The sequence below is a fragment of the Mixta theicola genome (assembly GCF_002895925.1).
Lineage (GTDB): Bacteria > Pseudomonadota > Gammaproteobacteria > Enterobacterales > Enterobacteriaceae > Mixta > Mixta theicola.
Map to the genome: position 1 here is coordinate 256,685 of NZ_NWUO01000001.1, position 26,205 is coordinate 282,889.

Annotated in this window: 22 protein-coding genes; 6 read left to right on the plus strand and 16 right to left on the minus strand. The window is 53.9% G+C overall.

Annotated features, from left to right (window positions below):
• The first annotated feature begins 78 nt into the window (after positions 1–78).
• From COO59_RS01285 to COO59_RS01295, 3 genes are read left to right on the plus strand one after another with little or no spacing between them, the layout of a single operon-like run.
• Positions 79–1,314, plus strand: coding sequence for an MFS transporter (locus COO59_RS01285; protein WP_103058024.1), 1,236 nt, complete (start codon positions 79–81; stop codon positions 1,312–1,314).
• A gap of 48 nt (positions 1,315–1,362) precedes the next feature.
• Positions 1,363–2,649 carry an FAD-dependent monooxygenase gene (locus tag COO59_RS01290; RefSeq protein WP_103058025.1) on the plus strand — a complete coding sequence of 429 codons (1,287 nt, stop codon included), beginning with the start codon at positions 1,363–1,365 and terminating at the stop codon, positions 2,647–2,649.
• 34 nt (positions 2,650–2,683) lie between these two features.
• Positions 2,684–3,730 (plus strand): amidohydrolase family protein, encoded by a 1,047-nt coding sequence (locus tag COO59_RS01295; RefSeq protein ID WP_103058026.1) that lies wholly within the window; start codon positions 2,684–2,686, stop codon positions 3,728–3,730.
• A gap of 123 nt (positions 3,731–3,853) precedes the next feature.
• On the opposite strand, the gene COO59_RS01300 is transcribed toward COO59_RS01295, so the two are convergent.
• The 12 genes from COO59_RS01300 to galB form a co-directional block, all read right to left on the minus strand.
• A complete protein-coding gene (locus tag COO59_RS01300; RefSeq protein WP_103058027.1) occupies positions 3,854–4,711 on the minus strand; it encodes a DUF2218 domain-containing protein in 858 nt (285 codons plus the stop codon).
• Positions 4,712–4,917: 206 nt separating this feature from the next.
• The gene (locus COO59_RS01305) at positions 4,918–5,304 is read right to left on the minus strand and encodes a RidA family protein (RefSeq protein WP_103058259.1); all 387 of its coding nucleotides are present in this window, start codon (positions 5,302–5,304) and stop codon (positions 4,918–4,920) included.
• A gap of 25 nt (positions 5,305–5,329) precedes the next feature.
• Positions 5,330–6,661 carry a hypothetical protein gene (locus COO59_RS01310; RefSeq protein ID WP_103058028.1) on the minus strand — a complete coding sequence of 444 codons (1,332 nt, stop codon included), beginning with the start codon at positions 6,659–6,661 and terminating at the stop codon, positions 5,330–5,332.
• Positions 6,662–6,823: 162 nt separating this feature from the next.
• Positions 6,824–8,047 carry a DUF3500 domain-containing protein gene (locus COO59_RS01315; protein ID WP_103058029.1) on the minus strand — a complete coding sequence of 408 codons (1,224 nt, stop codon included), beginning with the start codon at positions 8,045–8,047 and terminating at the stop codon, positions 6,824–6,826.
• Between the two features lie 15 nt (positions 8,048–8,062).
• Positions 8,063–8,920 (minus strand): fumarylacetoacetate hydrolase family protein, encoded by an 858-nt coding sequence (locus COO59_RS01320; protein WP_103058030.1) that lies wholly within the window; start codon positions 8,918–8,920, stop codon positions 8,063–8,065.
• A gap of 30 nt (positions 8,921–8,950) precedes the next feature.
• Positions 8,951–9,328, minus strand: a complete 378-nt coding sequence (locus tag COO59_RS01325; protein ID WP_103058031.1) for a nuclear transport factor 2 family protein — start codon at positions 9,326–9,328, stop codon at positions 8,951–8,953.
• Positions 9,329–9,345: 17 nt separating this feature from the next.
• Positions 9,346–10,128 carry an SDR family oxidoreductase gene (locus tag COO59_RS01330; protein ID WP_103058032.1) on the minus strand — a complete coding sequence of 261 codons (783 nt, stop codon included), beginning with the start codon at positions 10,126–10,128 and terminating at the stop codon, positions 9,346–9,348.
• A gap of 386 nt (positions 10,129–10,514) precedes the next feature.
• Positions 10,515–12,257, minus strand: a complete 1,743-nt coding sequence (locus tag COO59_RS01335; RefSeq protein ID WP_103058033.1) for a tannase/feruloyl esterase family alpha/beta hydrolase — start codon at positions 12,255–12,257, stop codon at positions 10,515–10,517.
• 166 nt (positions 12,258–12,423) lie between these two features.
• Positions 12,424–13,296, minus strand: coding sequence for a DUF1932 domain-containing protein (locus COO59_RS01340; RefSeq protein WP_103058034.1), 873 nt, complete (start codon positions 13,294–13,296; stop codon positions 12,424–12,426).
• Between the two features lie 10 nt (positions 13,297–13,306).
• Positions 13,307–14,389 carry a 4-oxalomesaconate tautomerase gene (locus COO59_RS01345; protein WP_103058035.1) on the minus strand — a complete coding sequence of 361 codons (1,083 nt, stop codon included), beginning with the start codon at positions 14,387–14,389 and terminating at the stop codon, positions 13,307–13,309.
• A 2-nt stretch (positions 14,390–14,391) separates the two neighbouring features.
• The gene (locus COO59_RS01350; protein ID WP_103058036.1) at positions 14,392–15,108 is read right to left on the minus strand and encodes a 4-carboxy-4-hydroxy-2-oxoadipate aldolase/oxaloacetate decarboxylase; all 717 of its coding nucleotides are present in this window, start codon (positions 15,106–15,108) and stop codon (positions 14,392–14,394) included.
• Positions 15,105–15,842 (minus strand): 4-oxalmesaconate hydratase, encoded by a 738-nt coding sequence (gene galB / locus COO59_RS01355; protein ID WP_103058260.1) that lies wholly within the window; start codon positions 15,840–15,842, stop codon positions 15,105–15,107. The genes COO59_RS01350 and galB overlap by 4 nt, the downstream gene beginning before the upstream one ends.
• Positions 15,843–15,972: 130 nt before the next feature.
• Between galB and COO59_RS01360 the strand changes: the two genes are divergently transcribed.
• The 3 genes from COO59_RS01360 to COO59_RS01370 all read left to right on the plus strand — a co-directional run bounded on the left by COO59_RS01360 (position 15,973) and on the right by COO59_RS01370 (position 20,099).
• Complete coding sequence (locus tag COO59_RS01360) at positions 15,973–17,199, plus strand: LysR family transcriptional regulator (RefSeq protein WP_103058037.1); 1,227 nt, start codon at positions 15,973–15,975, stop codon at positions 17,197–17,199.
• Between the two features lie 240 nt (positions 17,200–17,439).
• Positions 17,440–18,819 carry an MFS transporter gene (locus tag COO59_RS01365; RefSeq protein WP_103058038.1) on the plus strand — a complete coding sequence of 460 codons (1,380 nt, stop codon included), beginning with the start codon at positions 17,440–17,442 and terminating at the stop codon, positions 18,817–18,819.
• A 14-nt stretch (positions 18,820–18,833) separates the two neighbouring features.
• A complete protein-coding gene (locus COO59_RS01370; RefSeq protein WP_103058039.1) occupies positions 18,834–20,099 on the plus strand; it encodes a gallate dioxygenase in 1,266 nt (421 codons plus the stop codon).
• A 257-nt stretch (positions 20,100–20,356) separates the two neighbouring features.
• Here COO59_RS01370 and COO59_RS01375 read toward each other — a convergent pair whose 3' ends face one another.
• From COO59_RS01375 to COO59_RS01390, 4 genes are all read right to left on the minus strand, one after another.
• On the minus strand, positions 20,357–21,244 hold the full coding sequence (locus tag COO59_RS01375) for a GNAT family N-acetyltransferase (RefSeq protein WP_103058040.1): 888 nt from the start codon (positions 21,242–21,244) through the stop codon (positions 20,357–20,359).
• Between the two features lie 2 nt (positions 21,245–21,246).
• Positions 21,247–22,575, minus strand: coding sequence for a phenylacetate--CoA ligase family protein (locus COO59_RS01380; RefSeq protein WP_103058041.1), 1,329 nt, complete (start codon positions 22,573–22,575; stop codon positions 21,247–21,249).
• 63 nt (positions 22,576–22,638) lie between these two features.
• Positions 22,639–25,047 (minus strand): acyl-CoA reductase, encoded by a 2,409-nt coding sequence (locus COO59_RS01385; RefSeq protein ID WP_103058042.1) that lies wholly within the window; start codon positions 25,045–25,047, stop codon positions 22,639–22,641.
• A gap of 1 nt (position 25,048) precedes the next feature.
• Positions 25,049–26,176, minus strand: a complete 1,128-nt coding sequence (locus tag COO59_RS01390; protein WP_103058043.1) for a LuxE/PaaK family acyltransferase — start codon at positions 26,174–26,176, stop codon at positions 25,049–25,051.
• Positions 26,177–26,205 lie beyond the last annotated feature (29 nt).

Genomic DNA, 26,205 nt, shown 5'->3' on the forward strand with positions numbered 1-26,205 from the left:
ATACGCGTGGCGCAATGCCCGCTACCCCACTGTTTTTGCATTAGCAGACTGTGTTATCAGCTATAGGGAGTCAGGATCGTGAGTACATTCATTCAAAATCCACTCGTCAGAATTCTCGTTGCCTACGCGCTCGGCGTAATGGCGGCGATGACCGTCAGCGAAGCCGTAACAGAATTAGGTGCTATTGCTAAAGAGTTTCGCGTATTCGACCATGGTCAGATCGGTCTCATCATGTCGCTGCCGTCACTGATGGTTGCGCTGGGAGCACTGCTGGCAGGCTATATTGTCGATCGTGCAGGCGATCGCATCGTGCTGTTAATGGGTGCTGTGGTTATCGTGATTGGCGATATTTGCGTGGTTGCCGCTCCCGCATTCAACCTGCTGTTGGCGGGCCGTATCGTCACCGGCATCGGTTACGTCATGACTGCGGTGGCCGCGGTAACGCTGTTAATTCGAATTACCACAGGAAAACAGCGCAACATGGCGATGGCGTTATGGTCAACCTTCGTTCCCGCCAGTTTCCTGCTGCCTTTTCTTTCTGCCGGTCTTGCTGACCACTTCAGTAACTGGCGCGCCGCGTTTATTGCTCATTCGTTACTGACGCTGCTGCTGGCCGTTATTGCCCTGATCAGCCTGCCGCGCCGGACGGCGGAAGAGAAAGCGCAGTTCTCCCGCACGCGTGGCCTGCGCGCTGTATTAAGAAGCCCACTGATCTACCTGCTCGGCATTTCGTTTGGTGCCGACGCCTTTCTACAAACCGGCATTATTTCCACTCTCGCGCCCTATTTATCGCAACGCTACAGCATACCGCCGATAGAAGTGGCGCACTGGAATGTGGTGGCGATGGTGTGTAACGGCATCGGCTGCCTGATGGTGGGCGCAATGCTTAACCGGGGGGTGAAAGCCGCCGCAATTGGATTCACCGGCATCATCCTCACGGGAGTTCCGGCACTCGCGATTTACATGCTGCCGCTCGGTTTCATGCTTTCAGTCGGTGCGTCATGGCTGTTTATGTTTGGCAGCGGCCTGCTGGTAGGCATGTGGGCGCTGGCGCCGCTAGTTGCGCCGTCGCGTGAAAGCATCGGCGCTACCAGCGGCCTGATTACCCAACTGACGCTGGTTGGCGTGTTCCTGGGCCCTCCGCTGTTTATTGCGGCACAGCACAGCCTCAGCGCGCATCCGCTGGCGGTTTTGGTAACTGGAGGACTGATTGTTTGTCTGGCAGGCGTGCCGATCTGGCTGCGTGATGTCACGCAATATCCGGGACGCGATGCTCCTGCTGCGGACCGCAGCACGCTGAAAAGTCATATCTGAAATTCTCTGAACGCTGAGCTTAAAAATTCATAACAAGAGGAAGTGACTATGTTGGATATCGTTATCATCGGCGCGGGCCCGGCTGGCCTGGCCACTGCCCTGCGCCTGCATCAACAGGGGTTTCGTCCGCGTCTGTTTGAAGCGGTTGCAGAGATCAAACCGCTGGGTGTCGGCGTTGACATTAAACCCTATGCCGTCAGGGAACTTACCGAGCTGGGCTTATACGACGCGTTTGTTGACATTTCCGTTGAAGCAAAAGAATCGATCTTTTACACCGGCTACGGCCAGCAAATTTTTGCCGAAAACTGCGGTCGCCATATGGGCTACGACCATGACCAGCGCTTTGTCCATCGCGGTCGCCTGCAAATGATGCTCTACCAGGCAGTACAGGAACGGTTAGGCAAGGACGCTATTACGCTCGGCTGCCGTTGCTGCGGCTTTGAACAGGATGAAAATGGCGTCACGGTGCATTTTGATACCCAGCTGAACCCTGATGCGCCGCAAAGCGTACATGCCGATGTGGTGATTGGCGTTGATGGTATTCGTTCCGTGGTACGCAGCAAACTGCTGCCCGAATCTGCGCGCAGCCATTTCTCAGGCTTAACGCTTTATCGCGGCGTCACCGTAATGCCGCCGTTCAAAACCGGGGGCAGCATTCTGCACATCGGCGATCCGATTCGTCAGGGTACGCTTATCGTTTATCCGATCCAGGACAACGTGGATGGCAACGGCAATCAGCTAATCAACTGGGTTATTGAGCAGGACGAAAAGCCGCAGAGCGAAGAGGACTGGAACCAGGAAACCGGGGTGAAAGAGATTGAGCACGTATTTGACGACTGCAAGCTCGACTTCCTTGATGTCAGCGAAATGATCCGTAATGCCCGTGAATGCTACCTGTTTCCGCTTATCGACCACGACCCATTACCGCAATGGTCGTTTGGCCGCATCACGCTGCTGGGCGATGCCGCGCATGCCATGTATCCCCGCGGCGGCAATAGCGTATGTCAGACGTTTGTCGATGCGCGTGTGATTGCCGAAAAACTGGCGGCGGTCGCCGATCCTGTTGAAGCGCTCAGAGCTTATGAAAATGAACGTCGCGAGAAGGTGAACTGGCTGGTTCTTGCCTCACGCGGCGAAGGCCCGGAAGTGGTGCGCCGTATCGTGGAAGAACGCAGCGGGGGCAAACCGTTTGCGGATATAGAAACCCTTTTTCCCCATGAAGAAGCATTGTCAATTTTCAGCGAATACCACGCCAAAGCGGGTATGCGGATACCGACAGAGAAAGAGACAGATCAGCCGGCCAAATACAAGTCGGTCTTTGCCACACAAAAATAACAACCCTCTTAACTTAGATAAAAAGGAACGGATTATGAGCAAGATTATTGATTCCAACATGCACTGGCTGCCGGGTGAACTTTTCTCCGATAAGAAGCTGCTTAACTCTTTCCTCGACTGCGTGCCTAAACAATACGGTGTACATACGCGGGTGGAAAAAATTGAAGGAAAGGAGCTGAGCCAGTTAATTATTGAACAACCTAAAGGCTATGTGAATCTTAACTATGCCGAAGGCCAGTACACGCTGGAAAGTCAGCTCGCCGACATGGAAAAAGCCGGCGTGGATCACGCTATTTTTCGTCTGCCGGTGTGGCAGGAATGGCTCGATTTAGAGACCTGCAAAGAGGTCAATACCCGCATGGCAGAATACGTGAGCCGCAGCGAAGGCCGGATGTCGGCGCTGGCGGTAGTCCCGCCGTGGGGCACCGATGATTGCCTGCGTGAAGTGGATCGCTGCCTGAATCAACTCGGTTTCCGTGGTGCGCAAATTGTGGCGCACTACGGCCAAATCTATCTTGATGATGCGGCGTTTCGTCCCTATCTGAAATTCCTTAATGATCTGAATGTGCCGGTTGTGGTGCACCACACGCCGCTGCCGGTCGATTTCAATTCGGTACTGACTTATACCAATCAACGTCGCCAGTTTGGACGCTGCGTCGATCAGGCCACTGCAGTAGGACGAGAACTGTTCAGCGGCATGTTCGATGAGCTACCAAACCTGCGGTTTATCCATTCGATGCTGGGCGGTGCATTTTATGCGTTTGCCGACATGCTGGTGCCGCCACAACATCAGTTTAACGATGCGGTCGATCGTTTCCAGACCGGAACCGGGAACCTGCGCGCGCAGCTGAGCAATAACATCTTCTTCGATACCTCAGGCGCACCGCAATGGGGTAAAGCGCAGCTCGAAGCGGCAGTTAAAGTGATTGGCGGCAAAAATATTCTCTACGGCAGCTCATATCCGATCCGTAAAGACTGGTTCTTTAAAGGCATTGAGACTATTCAGAGTCTGGAAATCAGCGAAGAGGATAAAGCCAGTATCCTGGGCAGCAATGCCGCGCGTATTTTCAAACTGGAGTAACGCGGCTGGAAGAGAGGCCTGACATCCAAAGCGATACAGTATGCGCTGATTCCCACGCCAGGCAAAAGACTAAACGATAAAATGCAGACGGGCCGGATCGCGTCTGCATTTCACTTCATGACCTTAAACGGACTGCCAAATCACATCCAGTTTTTCACGCACTGCCGTTTCTTCCAGATGGCGCACTAAAATATGCTGCATTTCATCAAGCTTTTCTGCGGTTAGCGCGGTTAAGCTCACGCGGAAAACGCCCTCCAGCGCCTCCATGCGCACTTCGCCCATATTCATGCGAAAATGGCCGCTGTTTTCATCGGTCACCACGGGCGTTCGGTGTTGAAAGTGAGTACAAAGGCGGCGTAAAAAGCGTTCGCCATTAGGCGTTGCAATATTAGCAACGCATTTTACTGCGCCCTCGCTTAATACTGGCGCGTTAAGCAACGCTTCAATTTGATTCGCCGCCACATGAATAATATCGCCCATACGCGTAATCACCTCGGCGGCAACCGGCTCCATCTTTATGCGCAAACTCAGCGCGCGCTTCAGATGATCCATCGCCTCTACGATGGCCTGTGGCGATGGTCCATGCGCTTTCGGCGCCACGCGTGCCAGCAGCATATCGGTCACGTTTTTATTCGCACTGAGAAACGCTTGACCCTCATTAGTAATACTGTAGCGTTTGCGCCCACCCTTTTCTAAATCGATTTCAGTGTAGCCACGATCGTAAAGCCAGGTTAAAGCAGGATAGATAACCCCCGGACTGGGCTTATAAGTGCCTCCCAGGCGCTCTTTTATTTCATGGATCAGTTCGTAGCCGTGGCTGGATTGTTTGGCGATCATTGCCAGCAACAGCAGGCGCAGTTCACCATAGTCGAAGGCGCGCTGGCGGCGGCCTGGTTTACCGCTAATCTGTGCGACAGCACTGTCGGCCTGCCCGGTGCTGAGATTATCTGCAATCTCATCCGCACGGCGATTCTGCACCATTATTACCCCGCTCATTAACCACAAGAAATATCTGGATTTTAAATATATCGGAAATATTGTAACTGACCAAGCCAGTATGCCGCGTCATAAGATTTCTCGATCGGACTCGCAGGGCTGGGTCGCAAAAATGCGATTAAAAACTTGCGGTCAGATGCACAGGCAATATAGATAAACGGACGGGCAGTTACAAATACTGCCCGCAACTTTTACTTTTCCAGTACGGCAATAAAATCACACTGAATAAGCGTATTACCGGTAAAAAAACCGTCTAATGCATGACGGGCGGGACGGGCGTTCGCGTCCGGGAAAAGCCTCTCCCAGTGGCGGTTCACCGTTTCGCGCTGAGATTTATCCTGCATCCACAGCGTCATTTTAATCACATCCTCAAGCGTTCCGCCCGCCGCTTCCACAATGCTGCGTACGTGCATAAACATCAGGCTACACTGCCGGTCAAAATCTGCAGGCACCTGCTGCGTGTGTGGATCGCGGCCATAGATAACGCCGGAATAGAGCATCGGCCCAATACGGCAGGCCGCTGGAATGGGGTTAGCATGGGGAAACCCTGCAATATAAATACTTTGCCGTTTAGCCATATTCATCTCCTGAAAATAATCGGCATTAATATTCGTCATCCGCCATCTTCGCGCCAAAGCGGTACACCAGCCGCAAACGCTCGGCGTGATAGTTGCCGGTGACTTCTGAAGGGGAATGGACATAATCAAACTCAAATTCCAGATGCAGGCGCGGGGTGACGTTATAGCCAAGAATCATAAAGGCCGCGTTGATGTTCTCGGCAGGCAGCGGGTAATAGATCCCCGTAGAGTCCTTCAGCTCCAGACGCGTCACGCCAAAGACGCCTAACCAGGTCTCATCATGGTAGGCATAGCGCAGAGCAAAGGCGTTGCCGGGTTGGTTAGTGGTCACCATAGACACCAGCGGCTGCCCGCTCTCCAGCGGCGTGTGGTCATAAATGCCATAGCTGTAGGGTGCAAAGAAACCACCGCTCAGGAAAGCATCCTCTTTTGACGGTACATGCGTCGCAGCAAAATAGATGTCATGATTGCGCGAGCGTACGCCGATGCGCCCCGAATAAAGGTCGGTATCAACATTGTGATACGGATAAGCCTGATCGCTGGCGTCCCACTCATGCAGATATTGCGCGCCCCAGTAAGGCGTCCAGTTGCCAAACTTCAGGCCAGCGACAGGAATTTCTGCGCCGCCGTAAGCGAGCTGAACGCGCTTATCGAAGTTGTAATACCAGGCTTCAGCGCTGGTGTTCCAGCGTTGACCATAACGTAAACCCAGCGTCGTGAAGCCATCGCTGTCAACCGAGGGCACGCTGGTATCTTCGATTTCCGGATTACCGGCATCGCCCTGTTCAAAATGTTCAGAGCTCAACGGTTTAAAGCGATAAATACGGTAAGCGTTGAGTTTAAAATTGCCCTGCTCATTAAGGGCATACGTCCCGCCAAATCCCTGGTAAAGCGCCGGAACCATTGTCCAGCCCTCTCCTTCGTTGGCAAAAGGCGTATCAAGGCCAAAACGCCCTGCCTGCAGATCGAGCCCGTAACCCTGATAGCGCAAAAAAGCTTTGCCGAGCACGGTAGTATTATCGGACGGCAGATAAATCTCTGTTTTCTCAACGTCTGAAGGATTTACCCCCAGGTTATAAGCGCCGTAAGCGCCCAGCCCAACGCTGAATCCACCTATTTTCGGGCTGCGATACTGAATATTCCCCCCCAGCGAACTGGTGCGCTTGTTCGGTAGCGTTCCGCTGAACTCTTTGAAAAAAGTCATGGTTTTCAGCTCGCCGGAAATATTTCCCTGGGCCAGCCAGTCGTTAAAGCTGTCTGACTCAGCAGCTGGCGACGTTTCGGCGTAACACGCGCCACAGAACAGCGCCAGAGGTACGACGGTTAATGCAGATGTTTTGAATTTTTGGACACGCATTGCCTGATAACCTCGTTATATAGATGTGTAGGGTTGGTCTCTTATGGTTTTTAGGCGCAGCGAAGCCTTCCGCCTCCGTCAGGAAGCGGTCAACAAACGCTGTGGGTTATCCGGGCAAAACGACGTCACCCGGTACGACGGGTCAGGCTCTGCGGCCTGTTGTTACTTCTGATATTGCATCAGCAAGGCCTTGCCGTAATCGTTGCCGTTCGGGATGCGGGTAATCGTATGAATATGGAAGCGTGCCGGCTCTTTATTGGTAAGCCACATTCCGCTGTGATGATCGAATTCCAGCAATACCACCGGACTTTGAATGCGGTAATAAAATACGTCGTCATCGCCGCAGCCGCCGATCCAGCTCCACCAGGTCGATGCAAGGTGTTGCTCAATCTGCTTCAGGCGTGCCTGACGCGGCCCGTCCGGTAAAAAATCGAGAAATACGCCTATGGTTTCCATCAGCCTGGCGCGCTGTGATGCATCAAACTCCGCGGCGCACACCCCTTCCAGCGGAATAACGCGATTATCCTGAAATGCGCCGCCAAGGTGGCGCTGATCGGCAAAGTTAAAACGCTCTGCTGGCATCAGCGGATCTTCCATCTGCTGATAAACGGTCGCCCGCGCCTGCTGCTGCGGGCTGAGAGATTGCATCAGCGCCAGTCCACGCTGTTCTTCTTCGGTGAACAGCACGCAGTCGCTGTCGTCACCGCGCGCAATAACGTTAGGTTCCACGCCCATAAATGTTGGCGCAATGACCAGCTGCCGTCCTACGATAAAGCAGCAAAACGCCACATGATGACCATAGATGCTCCAGCCCCAGGGTTGCGTAGCAGACGGCTCGCCGAACAGCATGAAATGAAAACTCCAGCGGTTCATGATATTGGTGAGATCGTAGAGTTCGCCCAGAAAATGATTAGCATCCATAAGCTGCTGCACTTTAGTAAAACCCCGGTCGCTTGTGCAGCTGCGTAGTAGTTCCAGGAAGGCTGCGCGCGTAGCCGTTGAGGTTTCTTCAAGTCTTACGCCGTAATCATTAAACGGAATTTCGGGGTTGTACCAGGCGCGCCACTGTTTGGCATCTATGGGATAACACGCCGCTTTTTGTACTTCAGGCGCAAGGGTGTGTAAAAGCGCCCGGGCGGCGGCGGCGGCGATTTCAACGGCAAAGCCCTCATCCTGCAGACTGTAAAGATGCGGCTGGACTTCACCGTTGCGGGTAATGCCGCGAAAGGTTTCATCCAGCATCGCCTGCCAGTGGGCTTTTAATTTTTGCGCTTTATCCGTGGCAAGCATACGCTCGCCATAAGTATGCACATCAACACCACGCGCAAGCGCAATACGATGCGCATCCGCTGGCATTAAGTAATCACGAAAGTTCCGACTGGTCATAACATCCCCCGGCGATTAAGCGTGGGCGGCTTCCGCCACCACATGATTTTCTATATGGCCTAAGCCTTCTATCTCCAGCCTCATCACATCGCCGGGCTGCAGGAAGCGGCCGGTTGGTGCGCCAATGCCCGACGGTGTGCCGGTGGCAAGAATATCGCCTGGTTCAAGGGTCATCACCGTTGAGAGGTATTCGATTTGCGCATAGATGTCATAGATCATGTCGCCGCTGCCGGAATGCTGACGCAGCTCTCCGTTCACATACAGCTTCATATTCAGATTAAGCGGATCGGGTATTTCATCGGCGGTCGTGAGCCAGGGGCCCGTTGGCCCATGCGTATCGAAGGATTTTCCTAAGGTGAAGGTGGGCGATTTGTGTAACCAGTCGCGAGCGGAGACATCATTCACGATAAGGTAACCCGCGATGACCGCAGCCGCGTTGCTGGCTTTGACGTGACGACAGCGTTTACCAATCACCACGCCAAGTTCAATTTCGTAATCCATTTTATCGCTGGCATCAGGCTTCACTACCGGCGAGAAAGGGCCGTTAATACAGGATACCTGCTTGTTGAACCACATCTGACTTTCAGGGATCGGTATGCCAGCCAGTCGGGCTTCATCCGCATGTTTACGGTAATTCATGCCAATACCGAGAAATTTTTGCGCATCCTGTACTGGCGCTTCTAACTGAATATCTGCCAGTGGAAAAGCTGGTCCGCTGGCTTCTTCAAGCGTCATCCGCAGCTGCGGCAGATCGGTTATCAGCTGGCGCATCGATTCAGACACACCCGGCACGGCGGAGAGATCGACTACCCGATCGTTAATTACTTTGCCAATGCGCGTACGCCCCTGCTCAGTAAAACGTACCAGTTTCATGCTGTTCTCCTTTTACTTAATGAGTAAAATTTACGTCTGATAAGGGGTCAGTTGAGATAAAACGATTTGCCAGCCCGGCGGCGTGCGTCGCAGCACCAGCGTGGAGAAACCAAACCGCACTTTTTCTTCACCCGTTTCCAGCAGTCGAACGGTGTTACGTGTATTACCGGCGAGGATAGCAATATTGCCTTCCAGACGAATTTCAGGTGTATCGCGTGAAATAGCGCTAAAGCCGCCCATGCGTTCAATATGCGTCAGAAATTGTTGCTTGTTATGGACCATGCCGGTGCTGTGAATATGGACAAGATCCTCTGCCAGTAAGCTTTCCAGCAGGATAAGGTCAGGTTGCGTTAAGGCCTGCTGGCGTTGCTGTTCGAATTCAAGCAGCTCGCTAAACTGCGGTTTCATTATCTGCCCCACCTCGGTTAAATCAGACCGTCGTAAGATCCACCGTCCAGTTGCAGGTTCTGGCCTGAGATGAAAGCGGCCTGCTGACTGCATAAAAAAGCGCAGGCGGCGCCAAACTCCTGCGGCGTGCCATAACGCCTGGCGGCAATGGATTGCATATTGCGCAAGCGAGCTTCTTCGCGGCTAATCCCCTCTTTCGCAATTAAACGCTGCAGCATAAATTCCTGCCGCGGCGTATCAATCCGCTCAGGCAACAGGTTATTAATCGTGACATTATCTTTCGCCACCTCCTGACTGATGGCTTTACATATTGCCGTCAGCGCGGTGCGCGCCGAGGTTGATAACCCCATCATATAATGCGGGGATTTCACCATCGCGGAGGTGATATTAACGATGCGGCCAAAGCCCACGGCCTGCATACCGGGAAGCCAGGCGCGTATCAGCTGAACGGCGGGAATAAAATTGGCTTCCATTGCCTTGCGTAAGGCCTCCTCGCTCCAGTCAGATAACGCACCGGGCTGAGGCCCGGCATTATTCGTGACCAGAATGTCCACCTGCGGTAACGAAGCAATGATTTTTTCCCGTCCCGAAGACGTGGTCAGATCGGCGGCGATATAACTGACGGCTGCTGCGGGATTATCGAGGCGAAATTGCTGCACAACGCTTTGCAGCTTGCTTTCATCACGCCCGTTTAAAATGATGGCAACCCCTTCTGCCGCTAATGCCTGAGCGCAGGCCAGACCCAGCCCCTGCGATGAAGCACAGACAAACGCAACCCTATTTCTTATGCCTAAGTCCATGATTTCTCCGCGATTTAACAGGATCGTTACCGGGTCGTATCCATTAATAAATTTTTGGCTATGACGTCGGGCTCGTTGCAGACTTCATTAAACCAGATATATCTGTTATTACGATATGTCTAGATATTGCTCTTCTCTGCGAATGAAAACTCAGAAGTTGGTCACGGATCGTCAACGGGAAAAGAAGGAGGTTGAGCGGAAGTTGTTTTGCCGGGGTTTCGGCAGTCGTAGGGGAAACAGGCCAGATTAAGATAAATATAACTATCTGCGGAGGAGCCCGCGCTTGCGCCTTCTGGGTTTGCCGTCACTTTTAAACGCCGGATTAAAAACCAGAGCGTCGCAATCGCAACGCCCTGGTTTTTTAATATTTATATTTTCCCGGATGATTAATTAATAAATTGATAAGGCTGATAAAAACCAGATCCGGCCCAGTCATAATGCTCATTAATAACCGGTAGCTTTTTCGGCACATATGACGCCGCCTGTTTTACATCGCCCTTGCCGTTCCACACGGCATATTGCGGATAAGGATAAACAGGACGCGATGCCGCGTTGGCCGGAATGGTTTCCAGTTTCATATCCGGAAGATTCAGCCGCGAAGGTTTACCTTCCTGCATCAGAGCCGCCTGTGAGGTGGGTTTACCTTCCGCGCCGACGGGCTGACCGAAACTGTTATTCTGCTGCGGTGAAGCCTGCCAGGTGGTGACAGCTTCAGGTGCCTGACCATTTTCCACCCAGTTCATTACCGGCGTCATAAAATCGACCAGGCTTGGGCCTTCACCATTCGAACAGTGATAGACGCCGGGCAGCAAATAGAGACGCTCAAAGGCCTGCCGCTGCGACGTACCCATCTCTTTACCCAGCGCATGGTGATAAGCAATTGAATTGAGCGGCGAGATATGCGGATCGGCCCAGCCGTGCCAGATGATAAGCTTGCCGCCTGCGCGGGCGAACGCGCGCAAATCGGGATTGGTGGCGTCATAAAGGTTATGAAGCCTGCTCAGTTGATCGAAGGTTGCCTGGTCAAACTTCACATCGCTCAGAGTAAACCCTGGCGCTGGGTTGATGGCAAAATGGACATAACGCAGCGAGGAGAGCGCAATCATGGCGCTCATAACGGGTTGATGCGCCTCTGCGGGAATAAACACGCCTTGCCAGGCCAGTTCAGAACCATACTGCGGCCCGCCGACAATCAGTTTACGCCCGGTTTTTACGTCGCGCGGCCCATCGTAGAGTTTCTTCAACGCGGTAAGTTGCGCGTCGCTCAGGCATTTACCCTGCTGCTCCGCTTTACAGCGTAATACCTCCAGGCGGGGATGGCAGGCTTCCGGCGCGGCAATCAGGCCATCTTTCTGGCCGTCCAGGGCATCACACTGGTTCATCACTGCCTGATGTATTAACGGAAGATCCTTTGCCGTCAGCAGCGCATTGCCATCTTTGTCCCGGTTACTGACCACCTGCCAGGTATGATACATCGCGTTCTGCACCTGGAAATTCATGGCTGCCGCGCCCGCAACGATGCCATTAAAGTCATGCGGAAAACGCTGGGCTGCCATCAGGGCTTCACGCCCGCCGTCTGAACAGCCGTTGAAATAGCTGAACGCCGCCGGTTTTTGATAGAACGCGGCAATGAGTTTTTTCGCCGCCAGCGCAGTCAAATGCTCTCCACGCCAGGCAAAATCACTGCGTTTCTGGCGGTCATTCCCCCAGTTCGTTTCCTCTTCACGGTGGCCCATATTAGTAGCAGCCACAGCAAAGCCGTTGCTGTTGAGCGGCGCGCAACCCGCCGCCGCGCCCGGCTGCAGCGTAATGGAGCCGCATAAGCCGCCACAGCCTACCTGCATGTAGCGTTGATTCCAGTGGTCAGCCGGTAATAACAGCCGAAAACCAATTTCCGGTGCCAGCGTGCCTTCCACTTTACACCACTGCGCATTATTCAGTTTGATGACGGAGGTGCTGTCTACTTTGCTGCCTTTACCGCCGATGTCAGTCAGGTCGATAGTTTTCAGGCTGTCACAGCCTACTGACGGTTGCATCAACGCCAAATCCGCTGCATAAGCCTTCGGCAGTATTAAAAAAACCGCCAGCAGCGACAATAACGGCAGGCTGTAAAAAATCTTAGTTTTCATGGGGTTTCCTGAGGAAATACCGAGTGAGGCAAGTATAGATTTATCACCTCTTTTCACCGTGAAATCTTTTTGCTGGAGAATGTCATTTATCAGATAAGCAGCGTAAGAAAATATGTTTTAACCCGCTAATTCCTCAACGACTCACCTGCGTTCAACCCTATATCGCTTACCGCAACCGGTCCAGCGTATCCTGCCAGACGAACGGCGTCAGATCGCTATAGCGCATGCCCTGCTCCGCTATTCTTGCCGGTAACCCAGCCTGCACCTGCTGCGTCGCATAACTCATGGCCGCTGCCACACCGACATCCTGCAAGGTTTTCACCACTTCGCCCATCTCTTCGGCGCGTCTGACGCCATGCTCGGCAACACGGCTAATAAGATAATGCGGCAGTTGATCGTCCCATCCCAGCGATGGAAAACTGGCATGCAGCGAGGCCAAAACAGCCTCTTCCACTCCATATTGCCGCGCTGCGCTGAGACATTCGGTGGTTAACGCTTCCAGCCCTTTGATCATCACGCTGCGGCACATCTTTATTGCCGACACATCGCCAATGCGCTCACTGGCAGCGCGAGCGTTACAGCCCAGCGCGCTTAATGTCTCTGCGGCGTGGCTGGCTGCCAGCCCCCCCATCAGCAGCGACGTACCCAGCCGTTTTGGCGCTACCGGCGCCATTACCGCAACGTCCAGATAATCCCCGGCACCGGCGGCTACGGCTTTTGCCGCAGCACGCTTGGTTTCAGGTGCGACGGAATTAAAGTCGAGGAAAAGCTGGCCGGTACGCAGCAGCGGCGCAGCCTGCTCTGCTACGTCGAGCGCGTTACCTGCGGTGACCAGTGATAACACTAAATGCGCGCCGTCCAGCGCATCAGCCAGCGAACTGGCGGGCCGCACGCCAGCCTGCACCGCCAGCCCGTGCAAATGTTCGGCTTGCAGGTTAAGAAACTTTTTATCCCAAACGCGCACCTCCGCCGCACTCGCTAAATCCTGCGCATAAATTTGTCCAGCTTCGCCAAAACCTATAATCGCAATGCATGTCATTTTGCTCTCCTTAGTTGCCTGACCACAGTGAACCCGGAATGGCTACACGTCCCTCAAACAGCAAACGTGCGGTGCGAATCAGTCCGCTGTTGATCACGTTGCCCGCCGCATCTCGCGTCAACATTACGCTAAATTCGCCGGTAGGATGTTCCACCGCCAGCCGCTGCTCGCCGTCATCGCTGACGCTTGCCAGCCCTTCCGTAACAGAGCCGGGGATCAGACAGGCCGTCGCCACGCTAACCGCGCCCAGCACGCCAATCGATGCATGACAGCGATGAGGAATAAAGGTGCGAGTGGTAAGGGTGCCGCCCTGGGTCGGGGCGGCAATCAGCGTCATTTTCGGCACGGTGCGCTGCGCCACATCGCCAAGATTCATCAGTGGGCCAGCCTGTAAGCGGATGGACTCCAGCCGCGCTTTCAACGCGTCGTCATTATCCAGCTGCTCACGCGTTTCCAGCCCGCTGCGCTGCAGATCGGCTGCACGTATCAGCACCACTGGCATACCATTATCGATACAGGTAACGTCAATCCCATCGAAACTGTCGCGCGCGTTGCCCGTCGGCAGTAATGCGCCACAGCTGGAACCGGCAATATCCTGAAAACTGAGCACCTGCTCAGCGGCAAAGCCCGGTACGCCATCAATCTGCGTGTCGCCCTCATACTCTACGGCACCATCAGGCGTGGCGATTTGCGCTTCGGCGATCTGCCCGGTGTTCACCATAAAAATGCGCACCCGCGTGACGGCGCCCTGCGCTTTCACCAGGCCTTTCTCAATGGCAAAGGGGCCCACTGCGGCCAGAATGTTGCCGCAATTTTGTCCGTAATCCACCACGGCTTTATTGACGTTAACCTGCGCGAACAGGTAATCAACATCCGCGTCCGAACGCGCTGATGGCGAAATAATCGCGACTTTACTGGTCAGCGGGTCCGCCCCACCAATCCCGTCAATCTGACGCGCATCGGGCGAACCCATCACCGCCAGCAGCACGCGATCGCGCGTGGCGTTATCTTCAGGCAGATCGGCTGCCAGAAAGCAGGCGGCTTTAGAGGTGCCGCCGCGCATCAGTACGCAAGGAAGAAAGGTCTGTTTCATGATCAGGCATTCTTCAGTTCATTAAGGGTATCCACATAGCGCAGCCCTTTTTCAGCCAGGGTTGGCCGCATCTGATAAATATCCAGCCCCAGCTCTCCGGCTGCGAGCCGCTGACGTTTACCTTCTTCAGCATCGACGCGTTTTTGCGCGGCAGCATCAACCGCCACAGCCTGCTCGCGGGGCACAATGACCACGCCATCATCATCGGCCACCACAATATCGCCCGGATTAACCAGCTGTCCGGCACAGATCACCGGCACATTTACCGAGCCCAGCGTCTCTTTTACCGTCCCCTGCGCATACACGGCCCGCGACCAGACCGGAAAATTCATATCACGCAGCGTCTGGCTGTCACGGATACCGATGTCGCCTACCAGGGCCACCACACCGCGCGCTTTTAATGAGGTTGCCAGCAGGTCGCCAAAAAAGCCGTCATGGCAATCAGAAGTGGGGGTCACCAGCAAAACATCGCCTGGCTGACACTGCTCTACCGCCACGTGAAACATCCAGTTATCACCGGGCGATACCAGTACGGTGACGGCGCTGCCGGCAATGGCGCGATTTTGCTGCACCGGGCGCACGCGCGCATCCAGCAGGCCCGTACGTCCCTGTGCTTCATGCGTTGTCGCCACGCCGTAGCGCGCAAAACGCGTAATTAAACCCGCGTCGGCGCGCTCAATATGTCGCACTACTACGCCTTTTTTATTGACCAGACTCATGACAAATCCTCCGTCACGCGTGGGAACAGGCTCTGATAACCTTCGCCGTGGCTGATAACTTTAGGCGAGGCAATCCCCACGTTGCGCTTGGCCTGTACCCCGCGCTGCAGGGCGACGCGCGTATAGTATTCCCACAGGTGCTCCTGCCCCGCCATGCACTGTATCGCCGCGTATTTCTGTTCCCATACCGACGTAATATCCAGCAGGACGTCCGGCTTCCAGTGACACTGTTCCGGCTGGTGTGGCTCAAAACAATAGACTGGCGGCGCACCGATAATGGTTTCACCCGGACGATAGCCCTCGGCCTGCGCGATGATGCGCGCTTCCTGAGCCAGGTTAGCGGCCAGCGGATGATCGTAGTTATAGGGATCGTTGACCGAATGGGTCAGGACGAAGTGCGGCTGTACTTTGCGGAACACGTCAGCAAGACGGAACAACGTCTCTTTATCTGCGCGTAGCGGATAATCGCCAAGATCAAAAAACTCAATGCTGGCCCCAAGGATTTTTGCCGCCGCTTCGGCTTCTTCCTGACGGTGCTGCTTCACGATGGTTTCAGTCATGTTACCTTTGCGCCACAGCCTGGCTGATTCGCCGCGTTCGCCATAGGAAAGGCATACCACATGCACGTCGTAACCCCGTGCGGCATGCAACGCAATCGCGCCGCCCGCACGCCAGACAAAATCAGCGGAGTGTGCACTGACCACTAAGGCACTCTTTTTTAGCATCTTTTCCATCATGTCATCCTGCATTTTGCTGTTTTTTTCATCCTGACATGCCGTGCAACGCACGGATAATGCCTTTCATTGCGTGAGTTATGACTTTTATTTATGTTGTGATTCAGACCTCATACGCTCTACGGTAAAAATGAAAAAAGAAGCTGAAGAATACCAGTTAAAAATCATGCAAATACGTGCATTTTGCATGATTGCTGAACGCGGCACCGTATCGGAAGCCGCGAATAAATTGTTTCGTACCCAGTCGGCTATTACCCGCTCAATCCGTGATCTTGAGCACACTTTAGCCACGCCGCTGTTCGAGCGCCACGCGAGCGGCATGATGCTGACGGAAATGGGGAAATGTGTTCTGCCGCGCGCCATACGCGCCATTCAGGAGCTGCATCGGATCCCATCGCTGCTCAGCAAACTAAAACAGCGCGACGGCGGGCGCGAAGAGGCAGAGCCGATCTGGCTATTTAACCTGCGGCGCCTGCAAATTTTCCTGGCACTGTATCGGCTTCACCACACCCAAAGCGTGGCCACTTCGCTCGGTATCAGCCAACCCGCCGTCAGCGCGGCGTTAAAAGTACTGGAAAAAGGCGCAGGGTTAACGCTGTTTCAGCGCACGCCAAAAGGCATGATGCCTACGCCCGCCGGGCGCGAAATAGCGCCTTTTATTAGTCGCGCACTGAATGAGATCCGTCACATACCTGAAGATCTCGCGGCACAGCAAGGTGTGCTAACCGGCATCGTGCACGTGGGCGCACTGCCGCTGTGCCGTAGCAGTTTGTTGCCTCTGGCGATTGCTCAGCTGGTGACGCGCCATCCCGGTATCAAAGTGGTAACCAATGAGAGCGCTTTTAGCGCGCTGGTGACGGAACTGCGCGCTGGTGATATTGATTTCATTCTCGGCGCACTGCGTCAGAATGATGCCGTGCCGGATATTCATAATCAGGTTTTGTTCGATGAGGAGCTTATTTTACTGGCGCGGCCGCAGCATCCGCTGGCTGAGCGCCCGCTCACCCCGGACGATTTGGCGCTGACGCAGTGGATCCTGCCGCGTGACAGCACCCCTGCGCGCCATTTATTAGATCGCGCATTTAAGGCCCTGGGCATGCCCGCGCCGCAGCCGGTAGTGGAGAGTGGCGATCTGGCGATAGTGCGTGGGCTGCTGCTTCATTCAGATATGGTGGCGGCCGTCTCTTCGCATCAGCTTGAATATGAATTACGTGCCAAAATTCTTACGCCACTGAGGCTTAATCTGCCGGATACGCGCCGTGAAATTGGGTTAACGTTCCGTCAGGGCGCGCTGCACTCGCCTGCGGCAAAAGCGTTGTTAAGCTGTATCAATGAGACGCTGGCTGACATCGCCTAAACGAAATTCATAGTGTAACTTAACGTATTTAGCGTCAGGACTGGCTCTCCCTGCACTCTGGCGCACTTTACAACGCCTTCTGGCTATGTTAAACGCATCACATTATAAAGCTAACTCATACCTCTAAAAGCCTTTTTTGACAGACACAGCTGCTCACCCCGCTTAACGTGTTACTCGATTGTTACCTTTCTCTCACCACAACGATAGCTGCCGTATGTAGCACACAAGAGAGCGTACCCGATGACTGCAAATAACCTGGTCAATGTGAAAGCGTGGATTGATGCGCGGCCCATTTCGTCCTTTCAGTGGCGCGTACTGGTGCTGTGTCTGATTATTATTATGTTTGACGGCTACGACGCCGCCGTGATGGGCTTTATTGCCCCGGCGCTGATTGAACACTGGCATATCAGCCGCTCAGCGATGGGGCCAATTCTTGGTGCGGCAATGTTTGGCGTGGCGCTGGGGGCACTGATCGCCGGGCCGATGTCCGATCGTTACGGCCGCAAGCGGGTCATTTTATTGTCGGTAATGATGTTCTCAGCGTTCAGCCTCGCCTGCGCATTTGCCGCTACGCCCACGCAGATGGCGCTGCTGCGCTTCACTGCCGGATTAGGGCTGGGCGCGGTTATGCCGAACTGCGTGACGCTACTCTCTGAATATATGCCTGAGCGCCGGAAAGGCATCATGATCACCTTAATGTTTAGCGGCTTCAATATTGGTTCGGGACTGGGCGGATTTATTGCCGCCGGGTTGCTGGCCCATTATCACTGGCCCGCAGTGCTGATTTTTGGCGGTGCGCTGCCGCTGTTAATGTTGCCGGTTATTGTCTGGCTGTTACCGGAATCGGCGCTCAATCTGGTGGTACGCAAGGCGCCGCGCGCGCAGATAGCCGCGCTGCTGAATCGTATGGGTGGGAAATTTGCCAGTGACAGCGCCTTCATCCTTAATTCTCCCGGCGTAAAACGCAACAGCACCATTACGGAGCTGTTTCGTCATGGCTTTGCACGCGGCACCATCATCCTCTGGCTGACCTATTTTATGGGGCTGTTCGTGATTTACCTGCTGAACGGCTGGCTGCCAACCATTATGCGCTCGGGCGGCATTTCGCTGGAGCAGGCCGCCATTATCGCCGGATTGTTCCAGCTGGGCGGTCCGCTGGGTGGCGTTATTGTCGGCGCGCTGATGGATAAGCTGCGCGCCAAATGGGTCATTGCCGTGGTCTATTTTATCGGCTGCGTCTGTCTGATTACGCAGGGTCTGTTTGGCCTGAGCGGCGTGGCACTGGGCGTTATTATTTTTATCACCGGCATGTGCATTAACGGCGCGCAAAACGGCCTCCAGGTTTACTCGCCCGCCTACTACCCGACAGAGATTCGCGCCACTGGCGTGAGCTGGATGCACGGGATTGGTCGCATCGGCGCCATCCTGAGCTCATCACTGGGTGGCCTGTTAATGGGGGTTTTTCCAGGCCAGTCCGCCATCTATTTTATTCTGGCCCTGCCCGCGCTGCTTGCCGCGATCAGCATTGTTTTACATCGCAACATCCAACTGACTATGAAAATAAAAGGCGCAGGACTGGGTGAAATTCCGGCACTGTCGCAAACATTAAATAACCGATAAGTGGAGTAACCGTTATGGCGAAGATTATTGGCGGCCTGGCCGTTTCTCATACCCCAACCATCGGCTTTGCCGTCGATCACGATAAGCAGAAAGAAGGTCCCTGGGAGCCGATTTTTGACAGTTTTGCGCCAATGCAGCAGTGGCTTGCCGAGAAAAAACCTGACGCGCTGGTCTATATCTTCAACGACCATGTAACCTCATTTTTCTTCGATCACTATTCGGCGTTTTCGCTCGGTATCGACCATCAATATCACGTGGCAGATGAGGGCGGCGGTGCGCGCGATCTGCCACCGGTAAAAGGCGATGCTGTGCTGTCGCGCCATATTGGCACCAGCCTGATGAGCGATGAGTTCGACATGTCATTTTTTATGGATAAGCCGCTCGATCACGGTTTATTCTCGCCGCTTTCAGCACTGCTGCCGTTTAAACCGGACTGGCCGACCAAAGTAATTCCGTTGCAGGTCGGTGTGTTGCAATTCCCTATTCCATCGGCGCGTCGCTGCTACAAACTGGGCCAGGCGCTGCGTCGCGCCATAGAAAGTTACCCTGAAGATATTAACGTGGCGATTGTGGCGACCGGCGGCTTATCGCACCAGGTCCACGGCGAACGCTGCGGCTTTAATAACGTTGAATGGGATCGGCAGTTTATGGATTTGCTCGTCAACGATCCGGAAAAACTGACGGAGATGACCATTGCCGAATATGCCGAACTCAGCGGCGTAGAAGGCACCGAAGAGATCATGTGGCTGGTGATGCGCGGCGCGCTGTCGGCTAATGTGGTGAATAAACATCAGGCTTACTATTTGCCGTCAATGACCGGGATCGCGACCTTGATTCTGGAGAATCAGTCAGGAACCTTGCCGGTTAATACGATAACGCGTCATCAGGAGAAGATGGCAAGCCAGCTGGCAGGGATTGAGAAGCTGAGCGGTTCATATCCGTTTACTCAGGCGCGTAGCCTTGAGGCGTTACGTTTAAATCGTTTTTTACATCAGCTTATTCAGCCCGGCCCGCGCGAGCGTTTTCGTCGCGAGCAGGAGGCGATGTTTGCTGAAGCCAAACTGACCGAGCAAGAGTGCGCAATGGTGCGCGATCGTGACTGGCGCAAACTGATTCAATATGGCGCCAGTTTTTTCCTGCTGGAAAAGCTGGGTGCGGTTATTAGCGGCTCGAATCTGGATATTTATGCCGCCATGCGCGGCGTATCGCTGGAAGAATTTATGCAGACGCGCAATCAGCAGGTGACCTATTCGGTAGCAGGGAAAGAAAAAGCCAGTTAAGTCTGAACGGGACGGGATTAAGCTCGTCCTTTTCACGATAACATCAACTAAAACCGAACATCTTTCCCGCTATATTATTGACGGTTCCGCAGGCGGCCAGCAGAGGGGATGGAGGGCATGCAATGAAGAGCGATAATTCATTGATTTTTAATTATATGGCCAGGAAAATTAACCGCTTAACGGCGTTTGCTGCTCCATTGCCCCCACTCCCTCTGCCAACGCCTGTACAGAATTACCGTGCGGTTCAGCTCTGAGAATTACCGGCTATTGCCCTGCAGGACATTGGCTATGGGGCAATGCAGCTTAAGCTGTCGCGGATTGTAGCCCCGCTGTAACAACCAGAACCATTGTCCCTCTTCCGCGGGGGCTAATCCCATATCCTTATAACCCGCTCGGTATAACCAGGGGAGTAATGACAGGAAAGCCACATCAATACGCGCACGTAAGTGAATCAGCTCATTGAATGGTTGTCTTTCTATCTCCTTAAGGATTTTTAACGTCATATTATTCAGCGTAACATCCAGACGCCCACCGCTGGCAGTAAACTCTACGGCCGGAATCACCGTCGCCCCAGCGGCGGGTAGTCGCGCCGCGCCGAATTTTTCAGCCAACAAAGCAATCCAGCCATTATGGCGATAATCAAGCAAATTGAGTGGAATAGGACGTGGCTTTAACGGCAATACGCCCAGAATGACGCTCTCCCTCCCTGCTTGCTCAAATGGCGTCGGCACATAGTCCCTGAGAAGCGCTGTTGAATAAAAACCCAGCGCCTTAGCCAGCCGCTGCGTGTATGGATGACTGGACACTATCTTTATGGTCAGCGTATCCAGCCCAAGTGTATGCGCCACCTTGCATAAATATTTGCCTAAAGCGGTCGCCACGCCGCGATGTCTGATCGCGGGATCAACCACGCACATGGCCAGCTCCGCCATTTTTCCCTTTCCCGGATGGAGCAATAACGCAGCATGGCCTACGATAACGCCACCCAGCTCGGCGACCGCGCTATACCACTCTCCCTGGGTATTACGCTGGCAAATCATGTTGGGCTGATAGACATCCGGGTAGACATAACGCTCGCCATAAATGACTCGAAACAGCATGCTAATGTTTTGCGCATCGCCCGCCTTAAAATCCCTGACGACCATCTTTAAGCCCCGACCTGAATGCGATAATCACGTTTATCGATTACGCGTTGCAGTTTTCCCGTTCGGGAGTTGAGGATAAGCTCAGCCTGCCCGCACCACTCAACCTGCAGACGTAACTGCCCTGCCGCCATCAATTCCTCAATGGCGTGATCTTTTTCCGCTAATGTCATCAGCACGCTATCGGCAAGCGCCTGATTACCGGCAAAAGCGATACGCAAAGTAAGGTGATCGCAGCTGTTACTATGCTCTATCACGATTTGCCAGTGGCAGTTACCGACCTTTTCACCAATAAGCGTGTCAATTTCATCAGGAAAAAGTGAGGCATACCCCACCCGCAAACGATGACCAAGGCTACTGCGTCCCTGCAAAACAAACTTACGGTTTGGGCTTCCCGGCGGCTCACGCCAGGCTGCCGCATCGCCTGTCGGATAACGAATCAGCGGCATGAGCGTACGCGTCAGATTGGTGACGACCAGCCTTCCTGTATAATCAACCTCATCGACAGGTTCTCCCGTTACCTCATCAACGATCTCGATAATCGTCTCAGGTTCAAACACCCGGTGTTCTCCCGGCAGGCAATCAGGCGTGCTGGCGCCAATCAGCCCGGCATCAACGCTGGCACAGCCAATGGAAGCCACGCGGGCATTCGGGAATACGGTTGCCAGCTGCCTGAGCTGTTCGGCGAAAAGACTTTCGCTGCCATAAAGAATGGTTGAGATGGCCGGTAGCTGAAGGTTCTGTTCTGCCAGTTCCGATGCATAACGCAGCAACGTTGCCGGAACACCGGCCAGCACCGTGATGCCGTGCATCGCTATCTGTTCCGTAAGCGCTTGTGTCGCCACGGAGCCGGTGAACGGGTATTCGCACACCGGTTTTTCCATATGTGAAAGTGCGCCATGAATAAATAAAAAGCTGGCGTAGAGATCGCCGGCAAAAAATAAATTAGCGACCCTTGCTCCCGGCTGCAGCTGGCTGGCAAGGCTGCGGCCAAAGCTGGTGACAAAATTACGCCACTCATTAAGGGTATAAACAGATAATTTACCTGCGCCGGTAGTCCCGCCGGTTTTAAATACGATACCGTCGCTCACCGGCCCGGTAAGCACGGGCCAGTTTTTCAGGCCACAACCTCCCTCCCAATATTTGTCAGGATTAATTATTGGCAGATCGGTAATTTTCCAGCCCGTCATCGCCAGATGACGGAAATGCTGCGCATACCAGGGCGAGCAGCGGCGGGCAATATTAACCAGTTGTTCCAGACTGGATGGGGTGTCGGCATCTTTCGGACGGGAAAACCCGGACGCAAAGTCATGATTGACCGTTGGCTTTGTCATGTTCAAATATCCCTATAATTTACATAAATCCGTCATTGATTAACGGGTACGCTGGCCGCTTACTTAATGACGTTTATCAATCAGCAGCGGGGTTTTACCGCTTTGCGGATGCCGTTCAAATTGCGCAAATGGCAGACTGATTACCTGTAATTCCAGTAACCCGCCCTCCAGCGTTACTGCCAGTTCCGGATCGGCACTTACTCTCTGTTTTACCTGACCGGCATCTCCCTCCGCCAGCAACCGGATGCGCTCCAGGCCGCTCTCAGGATGATACTCAAGAATTATCTGCACGGCCACAGCGGCGAGCGTCGCCAGCCGCTGTGGCTGAATAAACATCGAGCCAATACGCACCAGGCTGCCGTGGCGCCCTAACAGTTCGAAGCGGGGGCTGGGGGCAGCGCAGAGACATTGCCCTTCAACCCAACGCCCCATATCGCCGATGTCATAGCGCATAATATTCTGGCCTTCCCGCGCCGTTGAGGTAAACAGCAGACGACCTGCATCACCAGGTGCGACGGGGCGATCGCATTCGGGATCGACAATTTCCAGCCACTGAATATCAGCCATCAGATGGAAAACGCCTTCGGGACTCGCACTGCAGGCGTGCCCCAGAGGGCCCGCATCAACGGAGCCATACAACGCAGAACGTATCGTTTTTACACCAAAACCGGCGATATATTCGCGCTGGGAGATTCCCATATGCTCGCCGCCCAGCATCAGTTTCCGGATGCCGCCGTAGTTACGCAGCAATGTCTCTTCTCGCTTAAACAGCTGGTACAGCGTACTTGGCATACCGACAAGAGTATCGATCCTCTGACTCACAATAGCCTGGGCAATTTCGCTATAGTCGTCATCGTGAGGTCCGCCCATGGGATAATGCGTAACGCCCATTTTTTCGAGCACGGTGAAAAAGCTCAGTAAGCCGCCATAGAGATTGCCGGCATACATCAGATTAAGCGCTCTGTCGCTGGCAGGATCCAGACCTGCGGCGAATAACCCATCTGCGGCGGCCTGCATCTGCAGGTGATAATCGCGGTAGGTAAAACCGGCGAGTTTCGGCACGCCGCTACTTCCCCCGCTGCGGAAGAATATTTGGGCGCCGGGCTGCATGGAACCATCAAGAAATGCGGCCCGGTCCATTATTGGCTGACGTGCAGGCAGCACCGGCGGTGGCGGATTAAGATCAAGCGTGGCCTGGCGTGGCAGCACATTTGCATCCAGCGTTACTGAAACCCGGCGGGCGAGCTGACTCAACGCATACACACCATCATGCGGTGCGCCACTATAGCTTTCATGCATACTGGCCAGGGTGGTGACCCGGCTCACGCCAGCCGCCAGCAATAGCTGGCTGAGAGACGCAATATCCCGTTCAGGGGCAACCAGACCGCAGGTTTGCATATGGGTTCGCCAGGCACGTAACGTCGACATCAATTTCTGTCGCGGCAAAGGACGCAGCAAAATGGTCCGGTATAGTGGCGAAGGCTCGATTGCCGTCGTCTGCTGCAGGATGATGCGCCATCCCTCGCCCGTCCAGAATTCATTCCCGGCACCGGCAAAAATAACATCCATCTGTGAGAACGCGAGCATGGTGGTAATATCAGCGGCCGCTTTTTCATCAGGCATCAGCGATGGCCATCGCGACTGTCGATTTTGCATCGCCTGCGCCAGCTGAGCGCCAATATGCTGTAACGTCGCCTTGTTCTCAGTATCAACAAAAACAATTTGCGGGCTGGAACAGGCCTGCTGATCGAAGCGACACACCTCATCAGCCAGGGCATCCAGGGCTGAAGCATCGATGGCATCCACAATTAACCAGGCAAAACTGATTTTATGTCCCCAGGGGATCCAACGGCAGCCTGCCGGTAACTGGCGACGGATGGCGTCGAGGGCGGCATCGCCTCCCCAGGCAGAAACACCATCGGCGTGATGCAGCAACAGAGCAAGATCATGGGTGGCAACGGGAACAACTGCGATAAACTCCGCCAGTTTCCCCGTGTTATCGCAACGGATGAACGCTTCCAGCAGTTTAATCGTCAGTCCCTGCTCGCTGGAACTTGGGCGCAGCCAGTTAATATTGCCGACCAGCAAGCTTTCAAGCACAGCGAAAAAGGGAAGCAATTCTGCATTGGCTGGCGTGATATGAACCACGACGCCCAGCGGACGCCAGCTTTCAAAGTGAGGCGCCTTAAAGTCAGGGCGTCGCAGTGAAAATGGGTTGTCACCCAGCTCATGTTCGAGCTTGCTGCGCAGGGTCGCTGGCTGACAAAAACGGCGAATTTCCGCCCTTGCCACCTCATCCAGTTCAGGTAAAAAAGTGGCGTTCTGTAACCGCCTGACAAAGCGGCCAGCGCAGGATAATAAAGTTTCGGTTGGAAGTGGCTGGCTCAGTGTGTCGCTCAGCCTGTCCGTCAACAGGGTGATAACCTGCTCTGACGATAATGCTGTATAAAAATTTCCCTGGATAAGATACATATTATTTCTCCTGAATCAGCTCAGAGGCTGCCAGCGCACAGCTACGCGCCTGATGATTACTTGCGCGTCCCAGCAGTTCAAACCAGTCAGTTTGCAGTTCGCATTCACATTCATCTGCACAATGGAGTACCGCAAGGTCGCTCATCACAATGCTGTGGGCCGGACAGGAAGTAATATAGGGAGAAACAAACTGGAGAAAACCGCGCTGACCGTAATCCCTTACCTCAAAGGTACGGGTGTCGCGTATCCACGCTCTGGCATAAACCGGAAGATGAAAACGATGATGGCTGCACTCAACGTAAGGTACGCAATGTTCCACGGCACCATATCCATCACGGCAGCGGCTATCCCATATTCCAAGTTGCCCGGTGAGGCGAGCATATAACTCAGACTTAGGAATTTCCTTGTCAGCGTGGGTTTTCCAGCCGCCGCCAAAAAAAACCAACGAATCGGAATGTAATTTTAGCGGCGGTAACTGCATTTCGCGCATCCGCTCGAGCACGAACCACATAAATGCAGGGAAGCCGAAAATACGAACCGGTGCACCTTCTTCAGCAAATTCCTGTAAGGCACGAATAACGCCGAAAAGGTCGAACTCATGGCCTTTGCCGGTATGTCGTAATGCATAAACCGCACGTTTGACCGGCGCATATTTGCACAGAAACTGATCGGTATAGGAGGTGCCGAGGGTAATAACATCAGCAGGTTCGTAACTCAGCAGAAGATAATTGCACGGCTTATCAGTATTCTCCCACCCATAGTAACGAAATATCCGATCGACCATCCCCTGGGCCGCAGATATGCTTCGCTCATCATAACGCATGCGGCTTTTCTGGCCGGTAGTGCCGGAGGAAGTAAGCTCCAGCGCAGCCTGGCCGGACTGGCTCAGCAGCAGGTTTTTTTTGAAATAATTAGCAAAAACCGGCGGTAATTGCGACCACGTAGTGATATTCGACACGTCCGGTTTAATACCGTGATGAGCAAGCCATTGCGAATAGCCCGGTGTATTCACTACATGCCAGGCCACTATTTCACGCATCGCGGTATCAAACAGTTGATCCACATTTGCACCTGTTTGATAAGGGTGCTCAATTGCGCACAGCGCATCAACACCAGAAATAACTGTCATTTAATTCATCCTTAATAAAAATGTCCGTC